Annotated in this window: 20 protein-coding genes; 16 read left to right on the forward strand and 4 right to left on the reverse strand. The window is 32.3% G+C overall.

Annotated elements, in window-relative coordinates; all coding sequences use genetic code 11:
- Nucleotides 1-124 precede the first annotated feature (124 nt).
- The 5 genes from B4H69_RS07785 (at nucleotide 125) to purD (ending at nucleotide 4,750) form a co-directional block, all read left to right on the forward strand.
- Complete coding sequence (locus B4H69_RS07785) at nucleotides 125-625, forward strand: FKBP-type peptidyl-prolyl cis-trans isomerase (protein WP_180904871.1); 501 nt, start codon at nucleotides 125-127, stop codon at nucleotides 623-625.
- Nucleotides 626-784: 159 nt separating this feature from the next.
- Nucleotides 785-1,345 (forward strand): phosphoribosylglycinamide formyltransferase, encoded by a 561-nt coding sequence (gene purN, locus B4H69_RS07790; protein ID WP_180904870.1) that lies wholly within the window; start codon nucleotides 785-787, stop codon nucleotides 1,343-1,345.
- A gap of 89 nt (nucleotides 1,346-1,434) precedes the next feature.
- Complete coding sequence (purH, locus tag B4H69_RS07795; protein ID WP_180904869.1) at nucleotides 1,435-2,946, forward strand: bifunctional phosphoribosylaminoimidazolecarboxamide formyltransferase/IMP cyclohydrolase; 1,512 nt, start codon at nucleotides 1,435-1,437, stop codon at nucleotides 2,944-2,946.
- A 102-nt stretch (nucleotides 2,947-3,048) separates the two neighbouring features.
- Nucleotides 3,049-3,408: a four helix bundle protein gene (locus B4H69_RS07800; RefSeq protein ID WP_180904868.1), complete on the forward strand. Its 360-nt coding sequence runs from the start codon at nucleotides 3,049-3,051 to the stop codon at nucleotides 3,406-3,408.
- Nucleotides 3,409-3,457: 49 nt separating this feature from the next.
- Nucleotides 3,458-4,750: a phosphoribosylamine--glycine ligase gene (purD, locus tag B4H69_RS07805; protein ID WP_291093405.1), complete on the forward strand. Its 1,293-nt coding sequence runs from the start codon at nucleotides 3,458-3,460 to the stop codon at nucleotides 4,748-4,750.
- A 57-nt stretch (nucleotides 4,751-4,807) separates the two neighbouring features.
- Here purD and B4H69_RS07810 read toward each other — a convergent pair whose 3' ends face one another.
- The 3 genes from B4H69_RS07810 to B4H69_RS07820 form a co-directional block, all read right to left on the reverse strand.
- Nucleotides 4,808-5,194, reverse strand: a complete 387-nt coding sequence (locus B4H69_RS07810) for a hypothetical protein (RefSeq protein WP_114999543.1) — start codon at nucleotides 5,192-5,194, stop codon at nucleotides 4,808-4,810.
- Complete coding sequence (locus B4H69_RS07815; protein ID WP_038332359.1) at nucleotides 5,194-5,415, reverse strand: VF530 family DNA-binding protein; 222 nt, start codon at nucleotides 5,413-5,415, stop codon at nucleotides 5,194-5,196. The genes B4H69_RS07810 and B4H69_RS07815 overlap by 1 nt, the downstream gene beginning before the upstream one ends.
- A gap of 105 nt (nucleotides 5,416-5,520) precedes the next feature.
- Nucleotides 5,521-6,411 carry an ADP-ribosylglycohydrolase family protein gene (locus B4H69_RS07820; protein WP_291093407.1) on the reverse strand — a complete coding sequence of 297 codons (891 nt, stop codon included), beginning with the start codon at nucleotides 6,409-6,411 and terminating at the stop codon, nucleotides 5,521-5,523.
- Between the two features lie 208 nt (nucleotides 6,412-6,619).
- On the opposite strand from B4H69_RS07820, the gene B4H69_RS07825 reads away from it, so the two are divergent.
- The 5 genes from B4H69_RS07825 (at nucleotide 6,620) to B4H69_RS07845 (ending at nucleotide 9,811) form a co-directional block, all read left to right on the forward strand.
- A complete protein-coding gene (locus B4H69_RS07825; RefSeq protein WP_114999547.1) occupies nucleotides 6,620-7,519 on the forward strand; it encodes a DnaJ C-terminal domain-containing protein in 900 nt (299 codons plus the stop codon).
- Nucleotides 7,520-7,523: 4 nt separating this feature from the next.
- Nucleotides 7,524-7,781, forward strand: coding sequence for a chaperone modulator CbpM (locus B4H69_RS07830; RefSeq protein WP_038332351.1), 258 nt, complete (start codon nucleotides 7,524-7,526; stop codon nucleotides 7,779-7,781).
- A 67-nt stretch (nucleotides 7,782-7,848) separates the two neighbouring features.
- Nucleotides 7,849-8,763, forward strand: coding sequence for a 23S rRNA (adenine(1618)-N(6))-methyltransferase RlmF (gene rlmF / locus B4H69_RS07835; RefSeq protein ID WP_038332349.1), 915 nt, complete (start codon nucleotides 7,849-7,851; stop codon nucleotides 8,761-8,763).
- Nucleotides 8,764-8,874: 111 nt separating this feature from the next.
- Nucleotides 8,875-9,390: a c-type cytochrome gene (locus B4H69_RS07840; RefSeq protein WP_219034713.1), complete on the forward strand. Its 516-nt coding sequence runs from the start codon at nucleotides 8,875-8,877 to the stop codon at nucleotides 9,388-9,390.
- Nucleotides 9,391-9,457: 67 nt separating this feature from the next.
- Nucleotides 9,458-9,811 carry a hypothetical protein gene (locus tag B4H69_RS07845; protein ID WP_291093409.1) on the forward strand — a complete coding sequence of 118 codons (354 nt, stop codon included), beginning with the start codon at nucleotides 9,458-9,460 and terminating at the stop codon, nucleotides 9,809-9,811.
- A 66-nt stretch (nucleotides 9,812-9,877) separates the two neighbouring features.
- On the opposite strand, the gene B4H69_RS07850 is transcribed toward B4H69_RS07845, so the two are convergent.
- Nucleotides 9,878-10,957 (reverse strand): TerC family protein, encoded by a 1,080-nt coding sequence (locus tag B4H69_RS07850; RefSeq protein ID WP_180904861.1) that lies wholly within the window; start codon nucleotides 10,955-10,957, stop codon nucleotides 9,878-9,880.
- A 111-nt stretch (nucleotides 10,958-11,068) separates the two neighbouring features.
- Between B4H69_RS07850 and B4H69_RS07855 the strand changes: the two genes are divergently transcribed.
- The 6 genes from B4H69_RS07855 to lon all read left to right on the forward strand — a co-directional run bounded on the left by B4H69_RS07855 (nucleotide 11,069) and on the right by lon (nucleotide 19,618).
- Nucleotides 11,069-12,823: a glycoside hydrolase family 3 protein gene (locus tag B4H69_RS07855; protein WP_244957955.1), complete on the forward strand. Its 1,755-nt coding sequence runs from the start codon at nucleotides 11,069-11,071 to the stop codon at nucleotides 12,821-12,823.
- Between the two features lie 44 nt (nucleotides 12,824-12,867).
- Nucleotides 12,868-13,950, forward strand: a complete 1,083-nt coding sequence (locus B4H69_RS07860) for a serine hydrolase domain-containing protein (protein ID WP_244957954.1) — start codon at nucleotides 12,868-12,870, stop codon at nucleotides 13,948-13,950.
- A 23-nt stretch (nucleotides 13,951-13,973) separates the two neighbouring features.
- Nucleotides 13,974-15,110 carry an N-acetyl-alpha-D-glucosaminyl L-malate synthase BshA gene (gene bshA / locus B4H69_RS07865; RefSeq protein WP_180904859.1) on the forward strand — a complete coding sequence of 379 codons (1,137 nt, stop codon included), beginning with the start codon at nucleotides 13,974-13,976 and terminating at the stop codon, nucleotides 15,108-15,110.
- Between the two features lie 47 nt (nucleotides 15,111-15,157).
- On the forward strand, nucleotides 15,158-16,327 hold the full coding sequence (locus B4H69_RS07870; RefSeq protein ID WP_180904858.1) for a hypothetical protein: 1,170 nt from the start codon (nucleotides 15,158-15,160) through the stop codon (nucleotides 16,325-16,327).
- Between the two features lie 54 nt (nucleotides 16,328-16,381).
- Nucleotides 16,382-16,990 (forward strand): hypothetical protein, encoded by a 609-nt coding sequence (locus tag B4H69_RS07875; RefSeq protein ID WP_280045345.1) that lies wholly within the window; start codon nucleotides 16,382-16,384, stop codon nucleotides 16,988-16,990.
- 189 nt (nucleotides 16,991-17,179) lie between these two features.
- On the forward strand, nucleotides 17,180-19,618 hold the full coding sequence (lon, locus tag B4H69_RS07880; RefSeq protein ID WP_180904856.1) for an endopeptidase La: 2,439 nt from the start codon (nucleotides 17,180-17,182) through the stop codon (nucleotides 19,616-19,618).
- Nucleotides 19,619-19,662: the final 44 nt, after the last annotated feature.

Here is a 19,662-nt window from a genome sequence, read left to right on the forward strand (position 1 = left end):
AAATTGTCAGTTCAAAAATCTAAATAACTGACAAAATTGGTCAAATTATTCGAAAGGAATAATTGTTGTTAAAAGATAAGTATTAAAAATGAACGCTTTTTTAAGCATCCATAACTTACAATTTATGTCAATAGAAAACAACAATGTAGTTTCAGTAAACTACTCATTACATACCATCGAAGCGAATGGTGAAAAAGTATTTGTAGAACAATCAAATGCAGAAGAACCATTAACTTTTTTATTCGGAGCTGGAATGATGATTCCAAAATTTGAAGAAGAATTAAAAGAATTAGCAGTTGGTGATAAAAAATCATTCGTAATTACTCCAGCAGAAGGATACGGTGAAAGAGTAGAAGAAGCTGTTGCTCAATTACCTTTAGATATGTTCAAAGAATCTGGATTACCACCAGTTGGAGCAATTTTACCTTTAACTGATGATGCAGGAAATCAATTCCGTGCTTCAGTTGTAGAGGTAACAGAAGATGCTGTAATTGCAGATTTGAATCCTCCAATGGCAGGAAAAACATTAGAATTTGAAGTTGAAGTTTTAAATGTTCGTCCAGCAACTGAGGAAGAATTATCTCACGGACACGCACATGGAATTGATGGAACTCAAGGTCACTAAAAAATATTTTCAAAAGGCTATTTCGATAAGAGATAGCCTTTTTTATTTTTAATTGTGAATAAATCATTAATAAATAGATTAAATCCAAGTTATATTTTTCGGCTTGCTTCAACTAAAATCTTATCTTTGTAAAACAAACAAGATTACTTACAAACAAACATGAAAATAGCTGTATTTGTTTCCGGTGGCGGAACAAATCTTCAAAATATTATTGATGCAGTTGAAGACGGAACGTTACCAAATGTCGAAATTTCGATGGTAATGGCAGACCGCGACTGTTATGCAATAGAACGATCGTTGGATAAAGATATCCGAACGTATGTCTTAGATCGAAAAACTTTTTCGGAAGATGCCGAACATAATTTAGAAGGAGAAGAAATCGACTTAATTGTTTTGGCAGGTTTTTTAACCATATTATCTCCAGAATTTACCACGAAATGGGGCGCGAAAATGATTAATATTCATCCTGCATTATTACCAAAATTTGGTGGAAAAGGAATGTATGGAGCAAAGGTTCACAAAGCGGTTTTAGAAGCTGGCGAAAAAACATCAGGAGCAACTGTACATTTTGTGACTGCTGGTGTAGACGAAGGACAAATCATTTGTCAAGGAACTTTTGAGATCGAAGAAGGTGACGAAGTAGCAGATTTACAGCGTAAAGTTGCTGAGGTAGAAAGTGAAATCTACATCAAGGCAATCAAGCAAATCAGCGAAGCATAAAATATAGAATGCCTCAATGTCGTGTACATTGAGGTTTTTCATTTCCAATAAAATAGTAAACAAACAATAAACTTTAAAAACTAAACACAATGCAAAAACAAGCGCTAATCAGTGTTTCGGACAAGTCAAACTTGTTAGAATTTGCAAAATTCTTGGTTGAGCAAGACTACAAAATCTTATCAACTGGAGGAACTTACAAACATTTACAAGACAATGGAATTGAAGTTACAGAAGTAAAAGATGTAACTGGTTTTCCTGAGATTTTAGATGGTCGCGTAAAATCTTTACATCCTGCAATTCATGGTGGTATTATGGCGCGTCGTTCGGACGAAAACCATATGGCAACAATTGCAGAACATGGAATTAACCCAATCGATATCGTTATTGTAAATCTTTATCCATTCTTCGAAAAGATGAATACAGGTCTTTCTGAAGCAGAGATGATTGAATTTATTGATATTGGTGGACCATCAATGTTACGTTCTTCTGCAAAGAATTTTTATGATGTAACGGTTGTAACGGATGTGAATGATTATGAAGTTGTGATGAATGAAATTCGCGAGAATGGTTCAACTTCTATCGAAACGCGTAAATTATGTGCTGGTAAAGTATTCAACTTAACTTCTGCTTACGATGCGGCGATTTCTACTTACATTTTAGGAGAAGATTTCCCTCAATTTTTAGAGTCTTCTTACGAAAAAGTGATGGATTTACGTTACGGAGAAAATCCACATCAAAAAGCGGCTTATTATGTTGATAAAACAAAAAATGGTGCAATGAAAGATTTCGAATATTTACAAGGAAAAGAACTTTCTTTCAATAATATTCGTGATATGGATTTGGCTTATAAAGTGGTTTCAGAATTTGAAGAAATAACTTGTTGTGCAGTGAAACATTCAACACCTTGTGGAGTGGCGATTGGAGATAATGTTTTAGAAGCTTATGAAAAAGCTTATGAATGTGATCCAATGTCAATTTTTGGTGGAATTATAGCTTTCAATAGAGAGGTTGATGGAAAAACTGCGGTTGAATTAAATAAAATTTTCTTAGAAATTGTGATTGCGCCTTCATTTACAGAAGAAGCATTAGAGATTTTCAAACAAAAGAAGAATTTACGAATCATCAAAGTCAAAAATCCTGTTTCGGATAAAGTAACTTACGTAAAAGTTGATGGAGGATTAATTGTTCAGTCTACAGATAATCAGTTTTCAACAGATCTTAAAGTTGTAACAGAAGCTCAACCGACAGATCGTCAAATGACAGATTTAGTTTTTGCTCAAAAAATTGTAAAATGGGTAAAATCTAACGCGATTGTTGTAGCGACGAATGGTCAAGCTTACGGAATCGGAGGTGGCCAAACGAACCGTATTTGGGCGGCTCAACAAGCGATTGCACGTGCAAAAGAAAAAGTGGAAGAAGATTTAGTATTAGCTTCAGATGCATTTTTCCCTTTCCGTGATGTAGCAGATTTTGCAGCAGAAAATGGAATTAAAGCAATTATTCAACCAGGAGGATCAATTAAAGATCAAGAATCTATTGATGCTTGTAACGAACGTGAAATTCCGATGGTTTTCACAGGAATGAGACATTTTATGCACTAATTGATAATTAGTTAATCTGCTAATTTGAAAATTCGTCAATTCGAGTGTTTTTGTAGAAAATGTATCGAGAATAGAATTTTCAATTATAATTAAAAACTAAAAGTGAATAATGAAAATGTTTTGAAAGATAAGAGTTATAATTTTGCTTTAGAAATTATTAAACTTTCAAGAAATATTATTCAAAATAAAAGTGAATATATTTTAGGAAGACAATTAATGAGATCCGGAACAGCAATTGGTGCTCTTATTCGAGAAGCTGAATTTGCTCAATCAAAGAAAGATTTTATCAATAAAATGAGTATTTCGCTAAAAGAGGCAAACGAATCGTTATATTGGTTAGATTTATTAAATGATTCAAATTTGATTGAAAATAATATATATACAAATCTGAAAAAACTTAATTTAGAATTAATCGCAATATTAGTCAGCTCTATTAAAACGGCTAAAGCGAATTTAGATTAAATTTATTTTTCAATTTTCACTATTCATTTTTCATTTAAAAATTAAAACAATGGAACAAAATAATAACGCAAACCGCGAATCGCAAACTGCAACTCGCATCTTAGTAATCGGTTCAGGTGGTCGTGAACACGCAATCGGATGGAAATTTGCTGAAGATTTTAAACAAAAAGGTCAAGAAGTAGAATTATTCTTTATTCCAGGAAATGCAGGAACAGCGCAAATTGGAACTAATGTTTCGGTTTCTTCGATTGAAGAAATGAAAAATTTCGCGAAAGAAAATCAAATTGATTTAACTTTTGTTGGACCAGAAGCTGAGTTATCGGAAGGTATCGTTGATATTTTTCAGAAAGAGAATTTAAACGTTTTCGGACCTCATAAAGCTGCTGCGCAATTGGAAGCTTCTAAAGCTTTTGCGAAGGATTTTATGGATAAATATGGTGTGAAAACAGCAAAATATAAGAATTTTCAAGGACCAATGTTGGCGATTGATTATTTGAAAACACAAGAGTATCCAATTGTAGTGAAAGCCTCTGGTTTAGCGGCTGGAAAAGGAGTGATTATCTGTCAAGATTTCGAAGAAGCGAAACAAGCTGTTTTGGATATAATGGAAGATAAAACCTTTGGTGATGCAGGAAACGAAGTGGTTATCGAAGAATATTTAGAAGGTTTTGAAGCTTCTATTTTGTCTTTCTTTAACGGGAAAAAAATCGTTCCATTTGTTTCGGCAAAAGATCATAAGAAAATCGGTGAAGGTGAAACTGGTTTGAATACTGGCGGAATGGGTGTTATTGCTCCAAATCCATTGTTTACAGATGAGCATTTCAAAATGTTCGAAGAAGAGATCATGGAGCCAACAAAATGTGGTTTAATTAAGGAAGGATTAGAGTTTGCAGGTGTTATTTTCTTTGGATTAATGATTACGACAAAAGGAGTTTATTTGTTGGAATATAACCTAAGAATGGGCGATCCAGAAACACAAACAACTTTACCTTTGTTAGAAAATGATTTGGTTGAGGTTGTAAATAAAGCAATCAAAGGAGAAGATTTCGACTTGACTTTCAAAAATCAACATGCATGTTGTGTGGTGATGGTTTCGGGAGGATATCCAGGAAATTACGACAAAGGTTTTGAGATTCGTGGTTTAGAAAAGGTAACTTGTCCTAATTTTATTGCTGGTGCAAAATTATCAGGAGAACAAATTGTTACTTCTGGTGGGCGTGTAATCAACATAGTTGGATTAGGAAATACGTTAGAAGAAGCGCGTGAAACCGCTTACGAAAACATCAAGAAAGTACATTTTGATTACGAATATTATCGAAATGATATTGGAGTAATTCAATAAAAAATACAGTTTATATTATTAAAAAATGCGTTTCAAATGAAACGCATTTTTTTTAATTTATTCTGAAAATTCGACGTGATAAACATCGCTTTTATTTCGATTTATTTTTCGATATTCAAATCCTCCAGCTTGCGGAATAATTTCGACTAAATCAAATGATTGACAACTTTTTGGCAAACCATTAAAAATTAAAGTGAAATGAAGAGACGAACCTTCTTCGATATACGTCCAATTTGGATACATTGTAATTCCGTCCGCAAAAACCAATTGACAACGTTTTCCTGATTGATTATCAATAATAAAAGTAGAAGGCCAAATACGTGCAGCATTTGCATATTCATCTGCCGCCATACAACAATGTATAATAACCTGACTTTCTTCTTCGATATTGGTTAAGAGCTCAGAATCAATAAAAATCTTTTCTTCAAGAATAGTTGCACTCATTATTTTGCAATTTTCTTAATGTACAATTCTTCTACTTTTGCACGTGCCCAATCTGTTTTTCGAAGAAATTTCAACGATGATTTCAAACTTGGATTATCATTAAAACATCTGATGTTAATTTGATTTCCCAAACCTTCCCAACCGCCGTAATAAATTACTAATTCTTCGATAATATCGTCTAAACGTTTTCCGTGTAATGGATTATTTTTTTGACTTTCCATTTTGCAAATTTACGAAAATGTTTTTGGTGAATTTAGAATAGTTCAAGCTTTCTAAAATTCATATTTTTCTTCCAATTGTTCTGCTAAATGTAAAATATCATTCACTCACGCTAATTGCTCAATCCAATTGGTCGGAATTGTTTCTGCATCATAATAAATCCCTGCAATTCCACCAGCAATACAAGCAATTGTATCGGTATCATGTCCTAAATTCACCGCTTTCAAAACACAATCTTTATACGAACTTGTATGTAGCAAACACCAAATAGAAGCTTCTAAACTATCCATGACATAACCAGTTGATTTAATTTCATCTTCTTTTAAATCAATTAGTTTTCCACTTAAAATTCGTTCGAAATATGTAAATTCATTTTTATAAATTTCATTTTCTTCTAAGAATAATTTTAACCAAAAATTTGTGTTCAGATAAGCTTCTTCTAGATTTTCGGCATCTAAAACGTTCAACGCAAATTCAATATAATAAATACACGCCAAAACAGAACGATTGTGCGCATGCGTGATAGAAGAAACTTCTTTGACGATTTCACAGCGTTCATCAATCGATAAATCTTTCGTGAAAATTGCTAAAGGAAGAATACGCATTAACGATCCATTTCCATTATCAGATTCGGATGTAGAACCAGCCTCAATTGGATTTTTTACAACTCGTAAACGATTTATTGCTTTTCGTGTAGAAATTCCAACATCAAAGACTTCTCCGTCAGCCGTCCAATAACCTTCGTGCATCCACATCTGAAATTTTTCTGCAATATCATTCACATTATAACCATTACACAACGATTCAGCCAAGCAAAACATCATCGAACTATCGTCAGAAAAAGTGCCAGGAGGCATATTGTATGTTCCATAACCCATCATATCTGTGACAGGATTTTGTTGTAAATATTGCCTACTTTTAAACTCAACTGGAACTCCTAATGCGTCACCAACCGCCGATCCAATTAATATATTTTTCGAAAAATTTTTTCTATTCATAACTTTCTTTTATAAATGAAAAATAATTGATTTTTTTGAATATATCCAAATTATTTTTGAAAATTTATGAATTAATCATAATAAATTTATCTTTTTCGGATAAAATATTAAAAGGTTTAAAATAGATAAAAAAGAATAAGTCGTATTGTCAGTTTTGAAAAAATTGGAACTGATTTTGATTAAATTACCACACAAACTTATTATTACTATGGCTTTTATAGATTATTATACAACATTAGGTCTGCAAAAGACCGCATCACAAGATGAGATAAAAAAAGCTTATCGGAAATTGGCACGTAAGTATCATCCCGATCTTAATCCAAATAACGATGAAGCTGCACAGAAATTTAAAGAATTAAATGAAGCAAACGAAGTGTTGAGCGATCCAGAAAAACGTAAAAAATACGATAAATATGGAGAAAATTGGCAACATGGTGAAGAATATGAAAAAGCTCGTCAGCAACAACAACAGCAACAATATCAATATAGTAATAGCGATTTTGATGGAGCTGAAGGTTTTGGTGATTTTGATGGCTATTCAGATTTTTTCAGTTCGATGTTTGGACGCGAAGGAAGGAGTAGATCAACAGGTTATAAAGGGCAAGATGTAAATGCCAGTTTGACACTAAATTTGACAGATACATTGACTTCGCATAAACAAACTTTTGCTGTGAATGGTAAAAATATTCGAATTACAATTCCAGCTGGAGTAGAAGATGGGCAAACGATTAAGATAAAAGGTCACGGTGGAAAAGGTTATAACAATGGTCCAAATGGAGATTTGTATATAACGTTTCATATCGAAAATAATACGTCTTTTGAAGTTAATGGAGCAGATTTATCTACAATTGTTGAAATTGACTTATACGATGCAATTTTGGGTGGAGAAGCGATGATTGATACACTTTCTGGAAAAGTGAAAGTTCCAATAAAAGAAGGAACAGAGAATAATAAAAAGGTTAAATTGAAAGGAAAAGGTTTACCAATTTATAAGAAAGATGATCAATTTGGAGATTTGTATGTGACATTTTCAGTAAAAACTCCAACTAATTTATCAGCAGAAGAAAAAGAATTATTCGAGAAATTACGTTCACTTAAAAAAGCTTAAAACCATGAAAAATATAACGATATCTGTTATTCAGTTTAGTAAATATCATCAGATTGAACCTCAATTTGTGATTGATTTGTACAAAAATGATTTGGTTGTTTTGCACGAGCGTAACCAAGAATATTTTATCGAAGAAAATGATTTGAAATTAATCGAACGATTTATTGAATTTCATTATAATTTGGGCGTTAATATAGAAGGTTTAGAAGTGATTCATCATCTTTTGAAACAAATCGAAACGCTACAAAAACAATTAAAATAAACTAATTCAAAAACAACCTTTGCAGAAAACTGCAAAGGTTGTCTTATTTTTGCATAAATATTTTTGTATGAATACTCCCGAAAAGAAGAGTAAATTAAAAAAATTACATTCGCGCAATCGTCATTTAGCGCCTTATAATTTCGAAAAATTGTGTGCGATTTATTCCCCACTTTCCAAATATATCAAACCCAATAAAGAGAACGAACCAACGATTAATTTCTCGGATAGAGAAGCTGTAAAAGCGTTGAATAAAGCGTTGTTGAAAACATATTATGATATTGATTATTGGGAATTGCCAAAAGATAATTTGTGTCCACCAATTCCTGGTCGCGCCGATTATATTCATTATGTTGCCGATATTTTGGGTGAAAGTTTTGATGGTGTAATTCCGCGTGGAAAAGATGTAAAAGTCTTGGATGTTGGTGTTGGAGCGAATTGTATTTATCCGATTATTGGAAATTACGAATACGACTGGAACTTTGTTGGCGCAGAGTTGGATTATGCTTCTTTCAAAAATGCGGAAGAAATTGTCAAGAAAAATGCTCGATTACGTAACAAAGTTGAGATTAGAATGCAATTTAATCCAAACAATATTTTCAAAAAAATCATCAAACAAGGCGAAAAATTTGATATTACAATTTGTAATCCTCCATTTTTTAGATCGAATCAAGAAGTGATGGAGCAAACAATGCGTAAACTGAAAAACTTAGGTCAAAAATCTGATCAAAAACCAATTCAAAACTTTGGTGGGAATAATTCTGAGCTTTGGTGTAGAGGAGGAGAGCGTCTGTTTATCACGAAAATGATAAAAGAAAGTGCGGATTATAAACATCAAGTAAAATGGTTTACAACATTGGTTTCTAAGAAAGAAAATGTTCGAATTTTGGAAGGTATTTTGAAACGTGAAAAAGTAAGAGATTACCGAATTGTAAATATGCAACAAGGGAATAAAATTTCGCGTTTACTAGTTTGGAGATTTTAATTGATTTATTTTTAATTCATTAAAGGTTTTATTTAAAATTATTCCAAATTTTTCTGAAGGGTTTATTCAGTTTAAGATTTGTTTTACCTTTTATAAACAAAATTATTACAAATGAAAACAAATAGAATAATGGTTTCTTTGGTAGTTGTAGCGTTGATGTTTAGTATTTTTTCGTTTACGACTTCTCGTCAAATTGACACAGGAAAAGCAATTTCAAGTTCAGAATGGAAAAATCTAAAAGTGTTACCACAAAACATTTCGGAAGATAGTTTGAAAGGTTTGATGCGCGGATACAACGCTGCTTTAGGAGTGAAATGTAATTTTTGCCACGCCGAAAATCCAGATACGAAAAAGATGGATTTTGCAAGTGATGCAAAAAAAGAAAAGGAATTTGCACGTCATATGATTGTAATGACACGTGATATTAACGCGAAAAATTTCAATTGGGAAAATGCAAAAAATCCTGAAATGATCAATGTTGTAACATGTGTAATGTGTCACAGAGGAAATGAAAGTCCTACAAAATCATTGATTGAGCCTGTAAACGCTGAGTTAAAAAACGTGAAAGATGTTGCAAAAGAAAAATTAGCTCCGGCATCTGGTTCAACGAAAGTTGAGAAAAAATAAAGAATAGAAATATAAGCTCCATTTTTGGAGCTTTTTTTATAAATTTAAGCTTGTTAACATTATTGGTATGATTAAATTTTTATGCATTCTTGTTGCTTTATCGATATTTAGTTGTAATAAAACAGAAAGAAATATTCAAAATAACTCGGTTACAAAATCCGGTTCTAAAGACTTAATCGTAAAAAAATATTATCTTGGTTTTGGAAAGTATTCTCATCCATTATATTTATATGATGAGTTTAAAATGAAAGATTCAACTAATGTTAAAAAAGCTTATTGTATTGGATATTATAGAGATAATAGATTAGTCAAAATTGAAAAATATCTTCATCAAAATTTTGAATTTGGATTTATTTATAATTACAATCAAAATGGAGATTTAGAAAAAGTTATTAATTTACCAATTGAAGATAAAAAGTGAGATGTATAAAATTTAAAAAAGCCATTCGTAAGAATGGCTTTTTTAAATTTATTTCGAAGGAATAATCTACTCCTTAACCTCTGATTTATTCGAAATTAGCGACCAAATAATTGTTGTTAATAGAACTCCACCAATGATTGATAATGAAACTGTCGATTCGAAATGATAGAATGGCATAATAATCATTTTAATTCCGATAAAGCTCAAAATAATTGCTAAACCATAATGTAGTTTATTGAATTTATCCATTGAATTTGCCAACAAGAAATACAATGAACGTAGTCCTAAAATGGCAAAAATATTAGATGAATATAAAATAAATGGATCGTCTGGAGCAACAGCGAATATAGCAGGAATACTATCTACAGCGAAAACTAAATCAGTTACTTCAATTACCATTAAAGCGACGAAAAGTGGTGTTGCCATTTTAATTCCATTTTGTACAGAAAAGAATTTATCTCCATCAAAATTTGGTGTAACCTTAAAGAATTTGTGTACCAGTTTAACACCAAAATTTTGCGATAAATCTTGGTTTTCATCATCATCACTTGATTTCCAAGATTTGATTCCAGCAACGATTAAGAAGAATCCGAACAGTGTTAAAACGACATTTGGACGGAAGAATTGTTTTGCTGCAAAATTTGCATGAGTAGCTTCATCACCAAGATTAAAGTGCCAATCTCCAATTGAGAAAGCTGGTAAATAAGTCATTTTAATTAATTCAACTCCTGCAAAAATAAAGATTGCTCTAAAAAGAAGAGCACCTAAAATTCCCCAAAAAAGGACTTTATGTTGATATTCTTTCGGAATTTTGAAGAACCCAAAAACAAGGATAAAGACGAATAAATTATCCACGGATAAGGCTTTTTCTATCCAATATGCTGCCTGAAATTGCGAAAATTTATTGATGGCAAATGCATGTCCATCTGCTTCTTTAAAAACGAAATAAATTACACCACTAAAAATCATCGCCAAGGAAATCCAAACGACAGTCCAAGTAAGCGCTTCTTTGTTCGAAACCGCGTGCGCATTTTTATTAAAAACACCTAAATCAAGTAACAACATAATAATTACTGCAACCCCAAAAACAGTTATTAGTCCAGGATGATTCAACATGCTATCCTGTACAACACTGAAAATACTCATATAAATTTATTTAATTTGACAATTTACTATAAATTTACCAATCCTAACTCGATTGGCCTTTAAAAAATGTTTCTAAAAAAGAAAAAACAAGCAAAATTAATTTATTCCGGAATGAAAAGAGTAATCGCATACGTATTCTTAACAATTATTTTACCTATAGCTTCGAAAGCGCAACACGTTTCACCATTGTACAAAGATTCTATTCAGATGAAATGGGTGGATGAAAAGTATAATTCTATGTCGTTGGAAGAGAAAGTAGGTCAGTTATTTATCGTTGCTGCCTATACAAACAGAGATGCGGTGCATGAGAATGATATTCAAAAATTAATTGAAGAAGAACATATCGGAGGATTAATTTTTATGCAAGATCAAGCGGCTCATCAAATTGAGTTGACAAATAAATTTCAATCGATTTCTAAAATTCCATTATTGATTGGTATGGATGCAGAATGGGGATTGGCAATGAGATTGAAAGGAGTGGAGCGTTTTCCTTGGAATATGACGCTTGGCGCTTTACGCGATAATAAATTGGTTTATCAAGTTGGAAAACAAATTGGTATACAAGCGAACAGAATGGGCGTTCAGTTTAATTTTTCGCCTTCGGTTGATGTCAATGTTAATCCAAATAACCCAATTATTGGAAATCGTTCTTTTGGTTCAAATCCTGATCGCGTTGCAGAAAAAGGAATTGCTTATATGGATGGAATGCGTGCACAAAACGTGTTATCGTCTGCAAAACATTTTCCTGGACATGGAAATACAGACCAAGATTCGCACAAAGTTTTACCTTTAATTCCAGATAATAAAGCAGATTTAGAGAAATATCACATTGCACCTTTCAAAAAAATGATTGATGCAGGTGTACAGTCAATTATGGTGGCACATCTAAATGTTCCAGCTTTAGAACCAGATCCAAAAATGCCTTCAACGTTGTCAAAAAATATCATTACAGATTATTTGAAAGGCGAGTTACAATTCAAAGGAATTGTGATTACAGATGCCTTGAATATGGATGGTGTGGCAAAAATGTTTCCTGCTGGTGATGTAGACTACAGAGCATTTGTGGCTGGAAATGATATTTTGTTGTTTTCGCAAAATGTACACGTTGGGAAACAAAAAATTATTGATGCAATTAATAAAGGTCAGATTTCTGAAGCGCGTTTAGAAGAAAGTGTGAAGAAAATTTTGATGGCGAAATATATTACAGGTTTAAATGAGGTTAGAACTTTAAATCCTACAAATGTGTTAGAAGATTTAAATTCTCCAACAAATTTAGCTTTAACAACAAAGATATTTGAGAAAGCTTCGACAGTTGTAAAGAATGAACACAAACTTTTACCAATTAAAAAATTGAATCAAAAAATTGCTTTTGTTCCGCTTGAACAAACAGATTATGATCAATTTTTGACACATTTACAAAAATATACAAATGTTGAGTTAGTGAAGATTTCAAATCCAAATCAAATCAATTTATTGAATGATTATGATGTGATTATTTCTGGAGCGTTTTTATCGAATGAAACGGTTTACAAACCTTATAAATTGTCCGATAATTCGAAAGCAATTTTGAAAGCGTTACCAAAAGACAAAAAGAAAATCTTTTCGTTATTCACAAGTCCTTACGGGTTGAAAGATTTAGATTTATCAAATTTAGACGCGGTTACAGTTCATTATCAAAATACAAAAGATGCGCAAGCAGCTGCTGCACAAGTTATTTTTGGAGCAATTGATGCAGATGGAACGTTTCCAGTAGATATCAATCAAAATTTGAAAGAAGGACAAGGAATTGTAACAAAACACATCAAACGTTTGGGATTTACTGCACCTGAAAATGTGAATTTAGGAAAAAAAAACTCTCAGAAATAGATAAACTTGCCGAAGAAGCAATTGCAAATCATTACACGCCTGGAATGCAAATTCTAGTCGCAAAAGATGGAAAAATCGTTTATGATAAAAGTTTCGGAACACAAGATAAAAATTCTTCAAAAAAAGTGAAGTGGACAGATTTATATGATGTCGCTTCGGTAACAAAGGTGACGGCGACGTTGCCTTTGTTGATGTTGGAGGTAAACGAAGGAAAATTAAACCTCGATCAAACAATTGGAGAAATTGATAATGATGCGAAGAATTCGAACAAATCTTCTTTAAAAATTCGTGAAGTATTAGCGCACCAGGCTGGTCTTAAACCTTGGATTGGTTTTTACAACGAAACTGTCAATGTAAAAAATGCACGATTATATTTAGATTTCTATTCGAGAAAGCAAGACGAAGAACATCAAATAAAAGTTACAGATAACATTTATATTATCAATTCTATAAAAGATACGATTTACGAAGATATTTATAAATCATCTTTAGGTCGTAAATCATATGAATATTCAGATTTAGGCTATTATATTTTCAAGAAAAAATTAGAAAAAGATTTTGGGAAAAATCTGAATCAATTGACACAAGAGAAATTTTATCAATCATTGGGAATGTATCGCACAACATTCAATCCAAAGGAAAAATTTAGTTTAGAAGATATTATTCCAACCGAATATGACAAAACCTACAGAAATCAACTCGTTCATGGTTTTGTACACGATCAAGGAGCTGCAATGATGGGCGGAATTGCTGGTCATGCTGGTTTATTTTCCAACTCGATTGATTTAGCAAAATTGATGCAAATGTATTTGAATGGAGGCGAATATGGTGATGAGGTTTATTTGAAGCCAGAAACTGTGGCGGAATTCACCAAACAACAATTTCATGGGAATCACCGTGGAGCTGGTTTTGATAAAATGCAACATATTTCTAAAGTTGGTCCATCAGTCGAAAGTTTTGGTCATACAGGTTTTACAGGAACTGTGGTTTGGGCTGATCCTCAGTATAATATTGTGTATATATTTCTTTCGAATCGTGTCAATGAAACTGTCGAGCCAAATTATCTTTCCATTAAAAAAGTGCGAGAAAATATTCGACAGGTAATTTATGAAGCAATTTTACCTTAAATTTGTCTAAATAAAAATCGCGAATGAAAATAGGAATTGTATGCTATCCAACCTATGGAGGAAGTGGAATTGTGGCAACAGAACTGGGAATGGATTTAGCGGAAAAAGGTCATGAAGTACATTTTTTTAGCACAAATGTTCCTGCGAGATTAAACATCAAATTACCAAATATATACTTTCATCGAATTCATGTCGAAACGTATCCATTGTTCCAATATCAGCCATATGATTTGGCGTTGAGTACAATTTTGTATGATAAAGTTTTGCATTACGAATTAGATTTGGTTCATGTACATTATGCGATTCCGCATGCGTATGCAGCGTATTTTACGAAGCAAATGTTGGCGCGAAAAGGCTATAAATTACCAATTGTAACAACCTTACACGGAACGGATATTACATTGGTTGGTAAACATCCTGTGTATAAAACGGCTGTTGAATTTTCGATTAACGAATCGGATGCCGTAACATCGGTTTCCGAAAGTTTGAAACAAGATACTTTATGTGCATTTGACATTACAAATGAGATAGAAGTTGTGCCAAATTTTATTGATAATGATCAATATTTACCAGAGAAATGTGTGTGTTGTCGTGATAATTTTGCGCAACCAAAAGAGAAAGTGATTTTGCATACTTCGAATTTGAGAAAGGTAAAACGTATTGAAGATGTAATTGGAACGTTTAATTTGATTCAGAAACAAATTCCATCGAAGTTGATTATTGCTGGGGAAGGACCTGAATGGGATATGGCGGATCAAATGATTCAAGATTTTGGGATTCAAGATAAAGTAAAAAGTCTTGGAATGGTAAGTGACTTGAATGATGTTTTGAAAGCCGCAGATTTATTCCTTTTACCATCCGAACAAGAAAGTTTTGGTTTGGCAGCGCTTGAAGCTATGGCAGCAAGTGTTCCGGTTATTTCGTCGAATGCAGGCGGAATTCCAGAAGTAAATATTGATGGACTTACTGGTTTTGTTTGCCCTGTAGGAGATATCGAAATGATGGCAGAAAAGGCAATCTATATCTTAGAAGACGATAAGCGTTTGGCAGAGTTTAGTCATCAAGCAAAAGAACAAGCAATACGATTTGATAAAACGAATATTCTTCCGCAATATGAAGAACTTTATCGCAAAGTCATCGCAAAATCTAAAATCGGGTAAATCCCGATTTTTTTTATTAGATTTATTCTTTTATTAAAACTGCATTTATGAAGAATAATATACAATTTAAACTATTCATACTATTCATATTTCTAACGAAATTTCTTTCTGCGCAAGACACTATTTATTATGATCAAGATTGGAAAAAAACTACAAAAAATAATAGTTCTTATTTTAGACCATTACCATTTAAAAAAAGTGGAAATGTTTATTTAGTAAGAGATTATTATAAAAACGGAAACTTACAAATGCAGGGTTATATCCTTAATAAGGATGATGATTCAAGTTTTGTAGGAGATGTTTTTTATTATAGAATGGATGGATTAGATAAAAGGGTGACAAGTTTTATCAATAATTCTAAAACTAAAGAACTAATTTATTATAATAATCAAGGAAAGCTATGGCAAAAAGTTTTATATAATGATGCAGGAGAAATTTCAAAAATTGAGATTTTTAAGGATGAAAAAATAGTTACTTCAGGGATAATCGAAAATAAAAAATTAGAAGGTAATTTTATCAGAATTCCATCAGATTTTTATTTAACTCCTGAGATTATTAAAAATGGACCAATTATGATTGGAGGTTCCTCAAATCCAGAATTTCGTACACTTCATAACTTTTCTCAAATTATTTTCTGGGAAAATGGGAATAAAGCTAAAGAGGTTAAATACAGTAGGAAATCAGATGCTTTATTTGATATTTCGACTACGTATTGGGATGAAAATGGTGTATTAGTTCCTGAAGAATCTATAGATCGAAAAGGTTATACAACTAATGTGTATTTTACATATTATTTAAAAAACGGATTTGCAAAATCGTATGAGATTAAAAGAAAATCATATGCGAAAACTTTCGTTACTATAGAAAATTATGATATGGATGGAAATTTAATTCAGAAATTAATTTATAAAAATGAAAGACCTTATGATGGGGTTTTTGTTGATTATAAAGATGGAGTATTTTTAAAAACAGCTACGCTAAAGGAAGGGATTTATATTGACGAACTTATCGTTAAAAATCGTGATAATATAGAATTATCGAGAGGGATTTATAAAGATGGTAAACCTTTTTCAGGTACGTTTATAACAGATGTATACGGTGAAAAAGGTTTCTCTTATTATCTTATAAATAATTATGTTGATGGTGTAATTAGTGGTAAACAACAAGAATTTGATATCTATTTTAAATTATTAAAAGAATATGAGATTAATAGTTAAAAGAATAAAAATCGGTTAATTTTCTATTTTTATACTTTCAAACTAACTCAATCTATGTTACAAAAAGTCACTTTTCCTAATCCATTTGGATTTTCAAAACCTACAAAAGAAGAAGTTTTATCATTGCAAAAGAAGTATAATTTTTCTGATGAATATGCGACTTTTTTATTGGAGCAAAATGGATTTAATGATTTACTCTTTTTTGATGCCGATTATAACAATTTTACTATAAATTATACTGGCGAAGAACCTTGGCAAATGTTTGGTGGTTTATATGGCTTGAATTCTGATTCAGGTTATTATGATTTGATAGAAGCGCAAGCTTATACTATTTTCGAATCGATATTTTTCAAAATTGGAACAGATCCTGGAGGAAATGAATTTGTTGAGGTTTTACAAGGCGATAAAAAAGGTTGGATTGGTTGCATCGATCACGATTTATATATTACGCATGATACGTTAAACTCATTTCTCGAAGAAGTTGAAGAAGAAACAGATTACGAAAATTTGAACCAATTATCGCTCGAAGAATTGACTGAAATCTTGATTTCTGAAGATTTTGGAATGATGAATTTTCATGCAAAATCAATGCATCAATTCCTTACAGATTGTTTTATAATTAAAGATCAAACCATCTTGATAAAAGATTTAGAAGCAAAATAATTATTTATCCTCATTATAAACCTTTATTGAAAAACTGACAATATATTTTATTGGCACAACGTTTGTCTTATTAATACTCGCTTTTCTAAACGCTTCAAACAAGAACTATATCGTAGTTTTTTTGAAATTATGAAAAGCTTTCGTCAGTTAAAAATAGTTTTACTGACACTTTGAACGTACAAAAAAATTATGAACATAGACAATTTGTCATTAGCACAAGTAATGGAAGAAGAAATCGAATTAATTCCTTTGATGAGTAAAGACGAAGAAAGTAAGCTAAATAAGCAAGATATTTCTTCGGTATTGCCTATTTTATCGTTAAGAAACACTGTCTTATTTCCGGGTGTGGTTGCGCCAATTACCGCGGGTAGAGATAAATCTATACAACTTTTAACACAAGCTTACAAAGAAGATCGCATTATTGGAGTGCTTTCGCAGAAAGAAATTGCTGTGGAAGATCCTACACAAGACGATTTGTATACAGTTGGTACAGTTGCTAAAATCATGCGAATGATAAAGTTGCCAGATGGAAACATTACGGTGATTTTGCAAGGGATGAAGCGCTTCAAAGTCAAAGAATTTGTTTCAGATGATCCTTATTTCAAGGCAGAAGTAGAAATTTTGACAGAAAAAGTTCCAACTTCACGCAACAAAGAATATCCAATTATTATTGAATCAATTCGCGATTTAGCTTTTCAGATTGTAGAAGAAAATCCAATGTTGCCTTCGGAAGCTGCAGGAGCTATAAAAAGTATTGAAAGTAATACGTTTTTAATCAACTTTGTCGCGTCTAATTTGACGTTAAGTTTAGATGAAAAACAGTTGTTGTTAGAGATTTCTGATATGAAACTTCGTGCAATGGAAGTGATGCGTTTTATGAATGTTGAGCTTCAGAAACTGGAGTTGAAGAATACAATTCAGAATAAAGTTCGCAAAGAATTAGATCAACAACAAAAAGAATATTTCTTAAATCAACAAATCAAATCGATTCAAGAGGAGTTAGGAGGAAATTCGACAGAAGAAGAAATCAATGAAATGCGCAAACGTGCTTTAACGAAAAGTTGGAGCGAAGAAGTAGCGAATCATTTTGATAAAGAAATTAATCGTCTTTCTCGTCTAAATCCGCAAATGCCAGAACATAATATTCAGCGCAATTACCTTGAATTTATGTTGGATTTACCTTGGAATACCTTAACGAAAGATAACTTTGATATCAAGCATGCAAAGAAAATTTTAGATCATGATCATTATGGTTTAGAAGATGTAAAAGAACGTATTTTGGAGCATCTTGCAGTCTTGAAATTGAAAGGAGATATGCGTTCGCCAATTCTTTGTTTATATGGACCTCCGGGTGTTGGTAAAACATCGTTAGGGAAATCTATTTCAGAAGCGATTGGACGCAAATATGTACGTATGTCGTTGGGTGGTTTACATGATGAATCAGAGATTCGCGGTCACCGTAAAACCTATATAGGAGCGATGCCAGGACGAATTTTACAGTCAATTAAAAAATCTGAATCGTCTAATCCAGTTTTTGTTTTAGATGAGATTGATAAAATGACAGCGAGTGCGCATGGAGATCCTTCATCAGCAATGTTAGAGGTTTTAGATCCAGAGCAAAACTCAACTTTTTATGACAATTTCTTAGAAATTGGCTACGATTTATCGAAAGTATTTTTCATTGCGACTGCCAATAATATTGGAGATATTCCAAGTCCGTTACGCGATCGTATGGAGATGATTAATATTGCAGGTTATACAATCGAGGAAAAATCTGAAATCGTAAAACGTCACCTTTTACCAAAACAATTAACAGAACATGGCTTGAAAGAGAAAGATGTTGTGTTAGGTAAAAAAGAAATCGAATATTTGATTACGGGTTATACACGCGAATCTGGAGTTCGTAAATTGAATCAAAAAGTTGCGAAATTAGTTCGTTCGGCTGCAAAACATATTGCGTTGGAAGAAGAATTTAATGCTAAATATTCAATTGAAGATATTTCGAAAATCTTAGGCCCTTCTATTACGCCAGACCAATACGAGAACAACGAAGTTCCGGGTGTTGTGGTTGGTTTAGCTTGGACAAGTGTTGGAGGAGATATTTTGTTTATCGAATCTATTTTATCGAAAGCGAAAAATGGAGGGCTTTCGATTACAGGAAACCTTGGAACTGTGATGAAAGAATCTGCGACAATTGCGTTAGAATATATCAAAGCGCATGCGGATGAATTAGGTATCAAACCAGAAGTGTTCGAGAATTATAAAGTCCATATTCACGTGCCAGAAGGAGCAACGCCAAAAGATGGACCATCTGCCGGAATTACAATGTTGACGTCTTTGGTTTCGTCTTTTACACAACGAAAAGTGAAAGCAAAATTGGCAATGACAGGAGAAATCACACTTCGTGGAAAAGTTTTACCAGTTGGTGGAATTAAAGAGAAAATTTTGGCGGCGAAACGTGCAAATATCAAAGAAATTATTTTATGCGAAGACAACCGAAAAGATATCGAAGAAATTAAAGCAGAATATGTAAAAGGAATGACTTTCCATTTTGTAAAAGAAATGAAAGAAGTTTTGGAAATCGCTTTAACAAATCAGAAAGTAAAAGGAGCAAAGGTTTTGGATTAATGTGAAATCTTCTCAAAACAAAAAAAAGGAACTCAATTAGAGTT

Origin of the sequence: Empedobacter sp. UBA6745 (assembly GCF_002453775.1) — a bacterium.
Classification (GTDB): domain Bacteria; phylum Bacteroidota; class Bacteroidia; order Flavobacteriales; family Weeksellaceae; genus Empedobacter; species Empedobacter falsenii_C.

What these genes read in the sequence shown, in the direction of transcription:
- B4H69_RS07785 (WP_180904871.1), top strand. Translation starts at nt 125, where the DNA reads ATGTCAATAGAAAACAACAATGTAGTTTCAGTAAACTACTCATTACAT.
- purN (WP_180904870.1), top strand. Translation starts at nt 785, where the DNA reads ATGAAAATAGCTGTATTTGTTTCCGGTGGCGGAACAAATCTTCAAAAT.
- purH (WP_180904869.1), top strand. Translation starts at nt 1,435, where the DNA reads ATGCAAAAACAAGCGCTAATCAGTGTTTCGGACAAGTCAAACTTGTTA.
- purD (WP_291093405.1), top strand. Translation starts at nt 3,458, where the DNA reads ATGGAACAAAATAATAACGCAAACCGCGAATCGCAAACTGCAACTCGC.
- B4H69_RS07810 (WP_114999543.1), bottom strand. Translation starts at nt 5,194, where the DNA reads ATGAGTGCAACTATTCTTGAAGAAAAGATTTTTATTGATTCTGAGCTC.
- B4H69_RS07815 (WP_038332359.1), bottom strand. Translation starts at nt 5,415, where the DNA reads ATGGAAAGTCAAAAAAATAATCCATTACACGGAAAACGTTTAGACGAT.
- B4H69_RS07820 (WP_291093407.1), bottom strand. Translation starts at nt 6,411, where the DNA reads ATGAATAGAAAAAATTTTTCGAAAAATATATTAATTGGATCGGCGGTT.
- B4H69_RS07825 (WP_114999547.1), top strand. Translation starts at nt 6,620, where the DNA reads ATGGCTTTTATAGATTATTATACAACATTAGGTCTGCAAAAGACCGCA.
- B4H69_RS07830 (WP_038332351.1), top strand. Translation starts at nt 7,524, where the DNA reads ATGAAAAATATAACGATATCTGTTATTCAGTTTAGTAAATATCATCAG.
- rlmF (WP_038332349.1), top strand. Translation starts at nt 7,849, where the DNA reads ATGAATACTCCCGAAAAGAAGAGTAAATTAAAAAAATTACATTCGCGC.
- B4H69_RS07840 (WP_219034713.1), top strand. Translation starts at nt 8,875, where the DNA reads ATGAAAACAAATAGAATAATGGTTTCTTTGGTAGTTGTAGCGTTGATG.
- B4H69_RS07845 (WP_291093409.1), top strand. Translation starts at nt 9,458, where the DNA reads ATGATTAAATTTTTATGCATTCTTGTTGCTTTATCGATATTTAGTTGT.
- B4H69_RS07850 (WP_180904861.1), bottom strand. Translation starts at nt 10,957, where the DNA reads ATGAGTATTTTCAGTGTTGTACAGGATAGCATGTTGAATCATCCTGGA.
- B4H69_RS07855 (WP_244957955.1), top strand. Translation starts at nt 11,069, where the DNA reads ATGAAAAGAGTAATCGCATACGTATTCTTAACAATTATTTTACCTATA.
- B4H69_RS07860 (WP_244957954.1), top strand. Translation starts at nt 12,868, where the DNA reads ATGCAAATTCTAGTCGCAAAAGATGGAAAAATCGTTTATGATAAAAGT.
- bshA (WP_180904859.1), top strand. Translation starts at nt 13,974, where the DNA reads ATGAAAATAGGAATTGTATGCTATCCAACCTATGGAGGAAGTGGAATT.
- B4H69_RS07870 (WP_180904858.1), top strand. Translation starts at nt 15,158, where the DNA reads ATGAAGAATAATATACAATTTAAACTATTCATACTATTCATATTTCTA.
- B4H69_RS07875 (WP_280045345.1), top strand. Translation starts at nt 16,382, where the DNA reads ATGTTACAAAAAGTCACTTTTCCTAATCCATTTGGATTTTCAAAACCT.
- lon (WP_180904856.1), top strand. Translation starts at nt 17,180, where the DNA reads ATGAACATAGACAATTTGTCATTAGCACAAGTAATGGAAGAAGAAATC.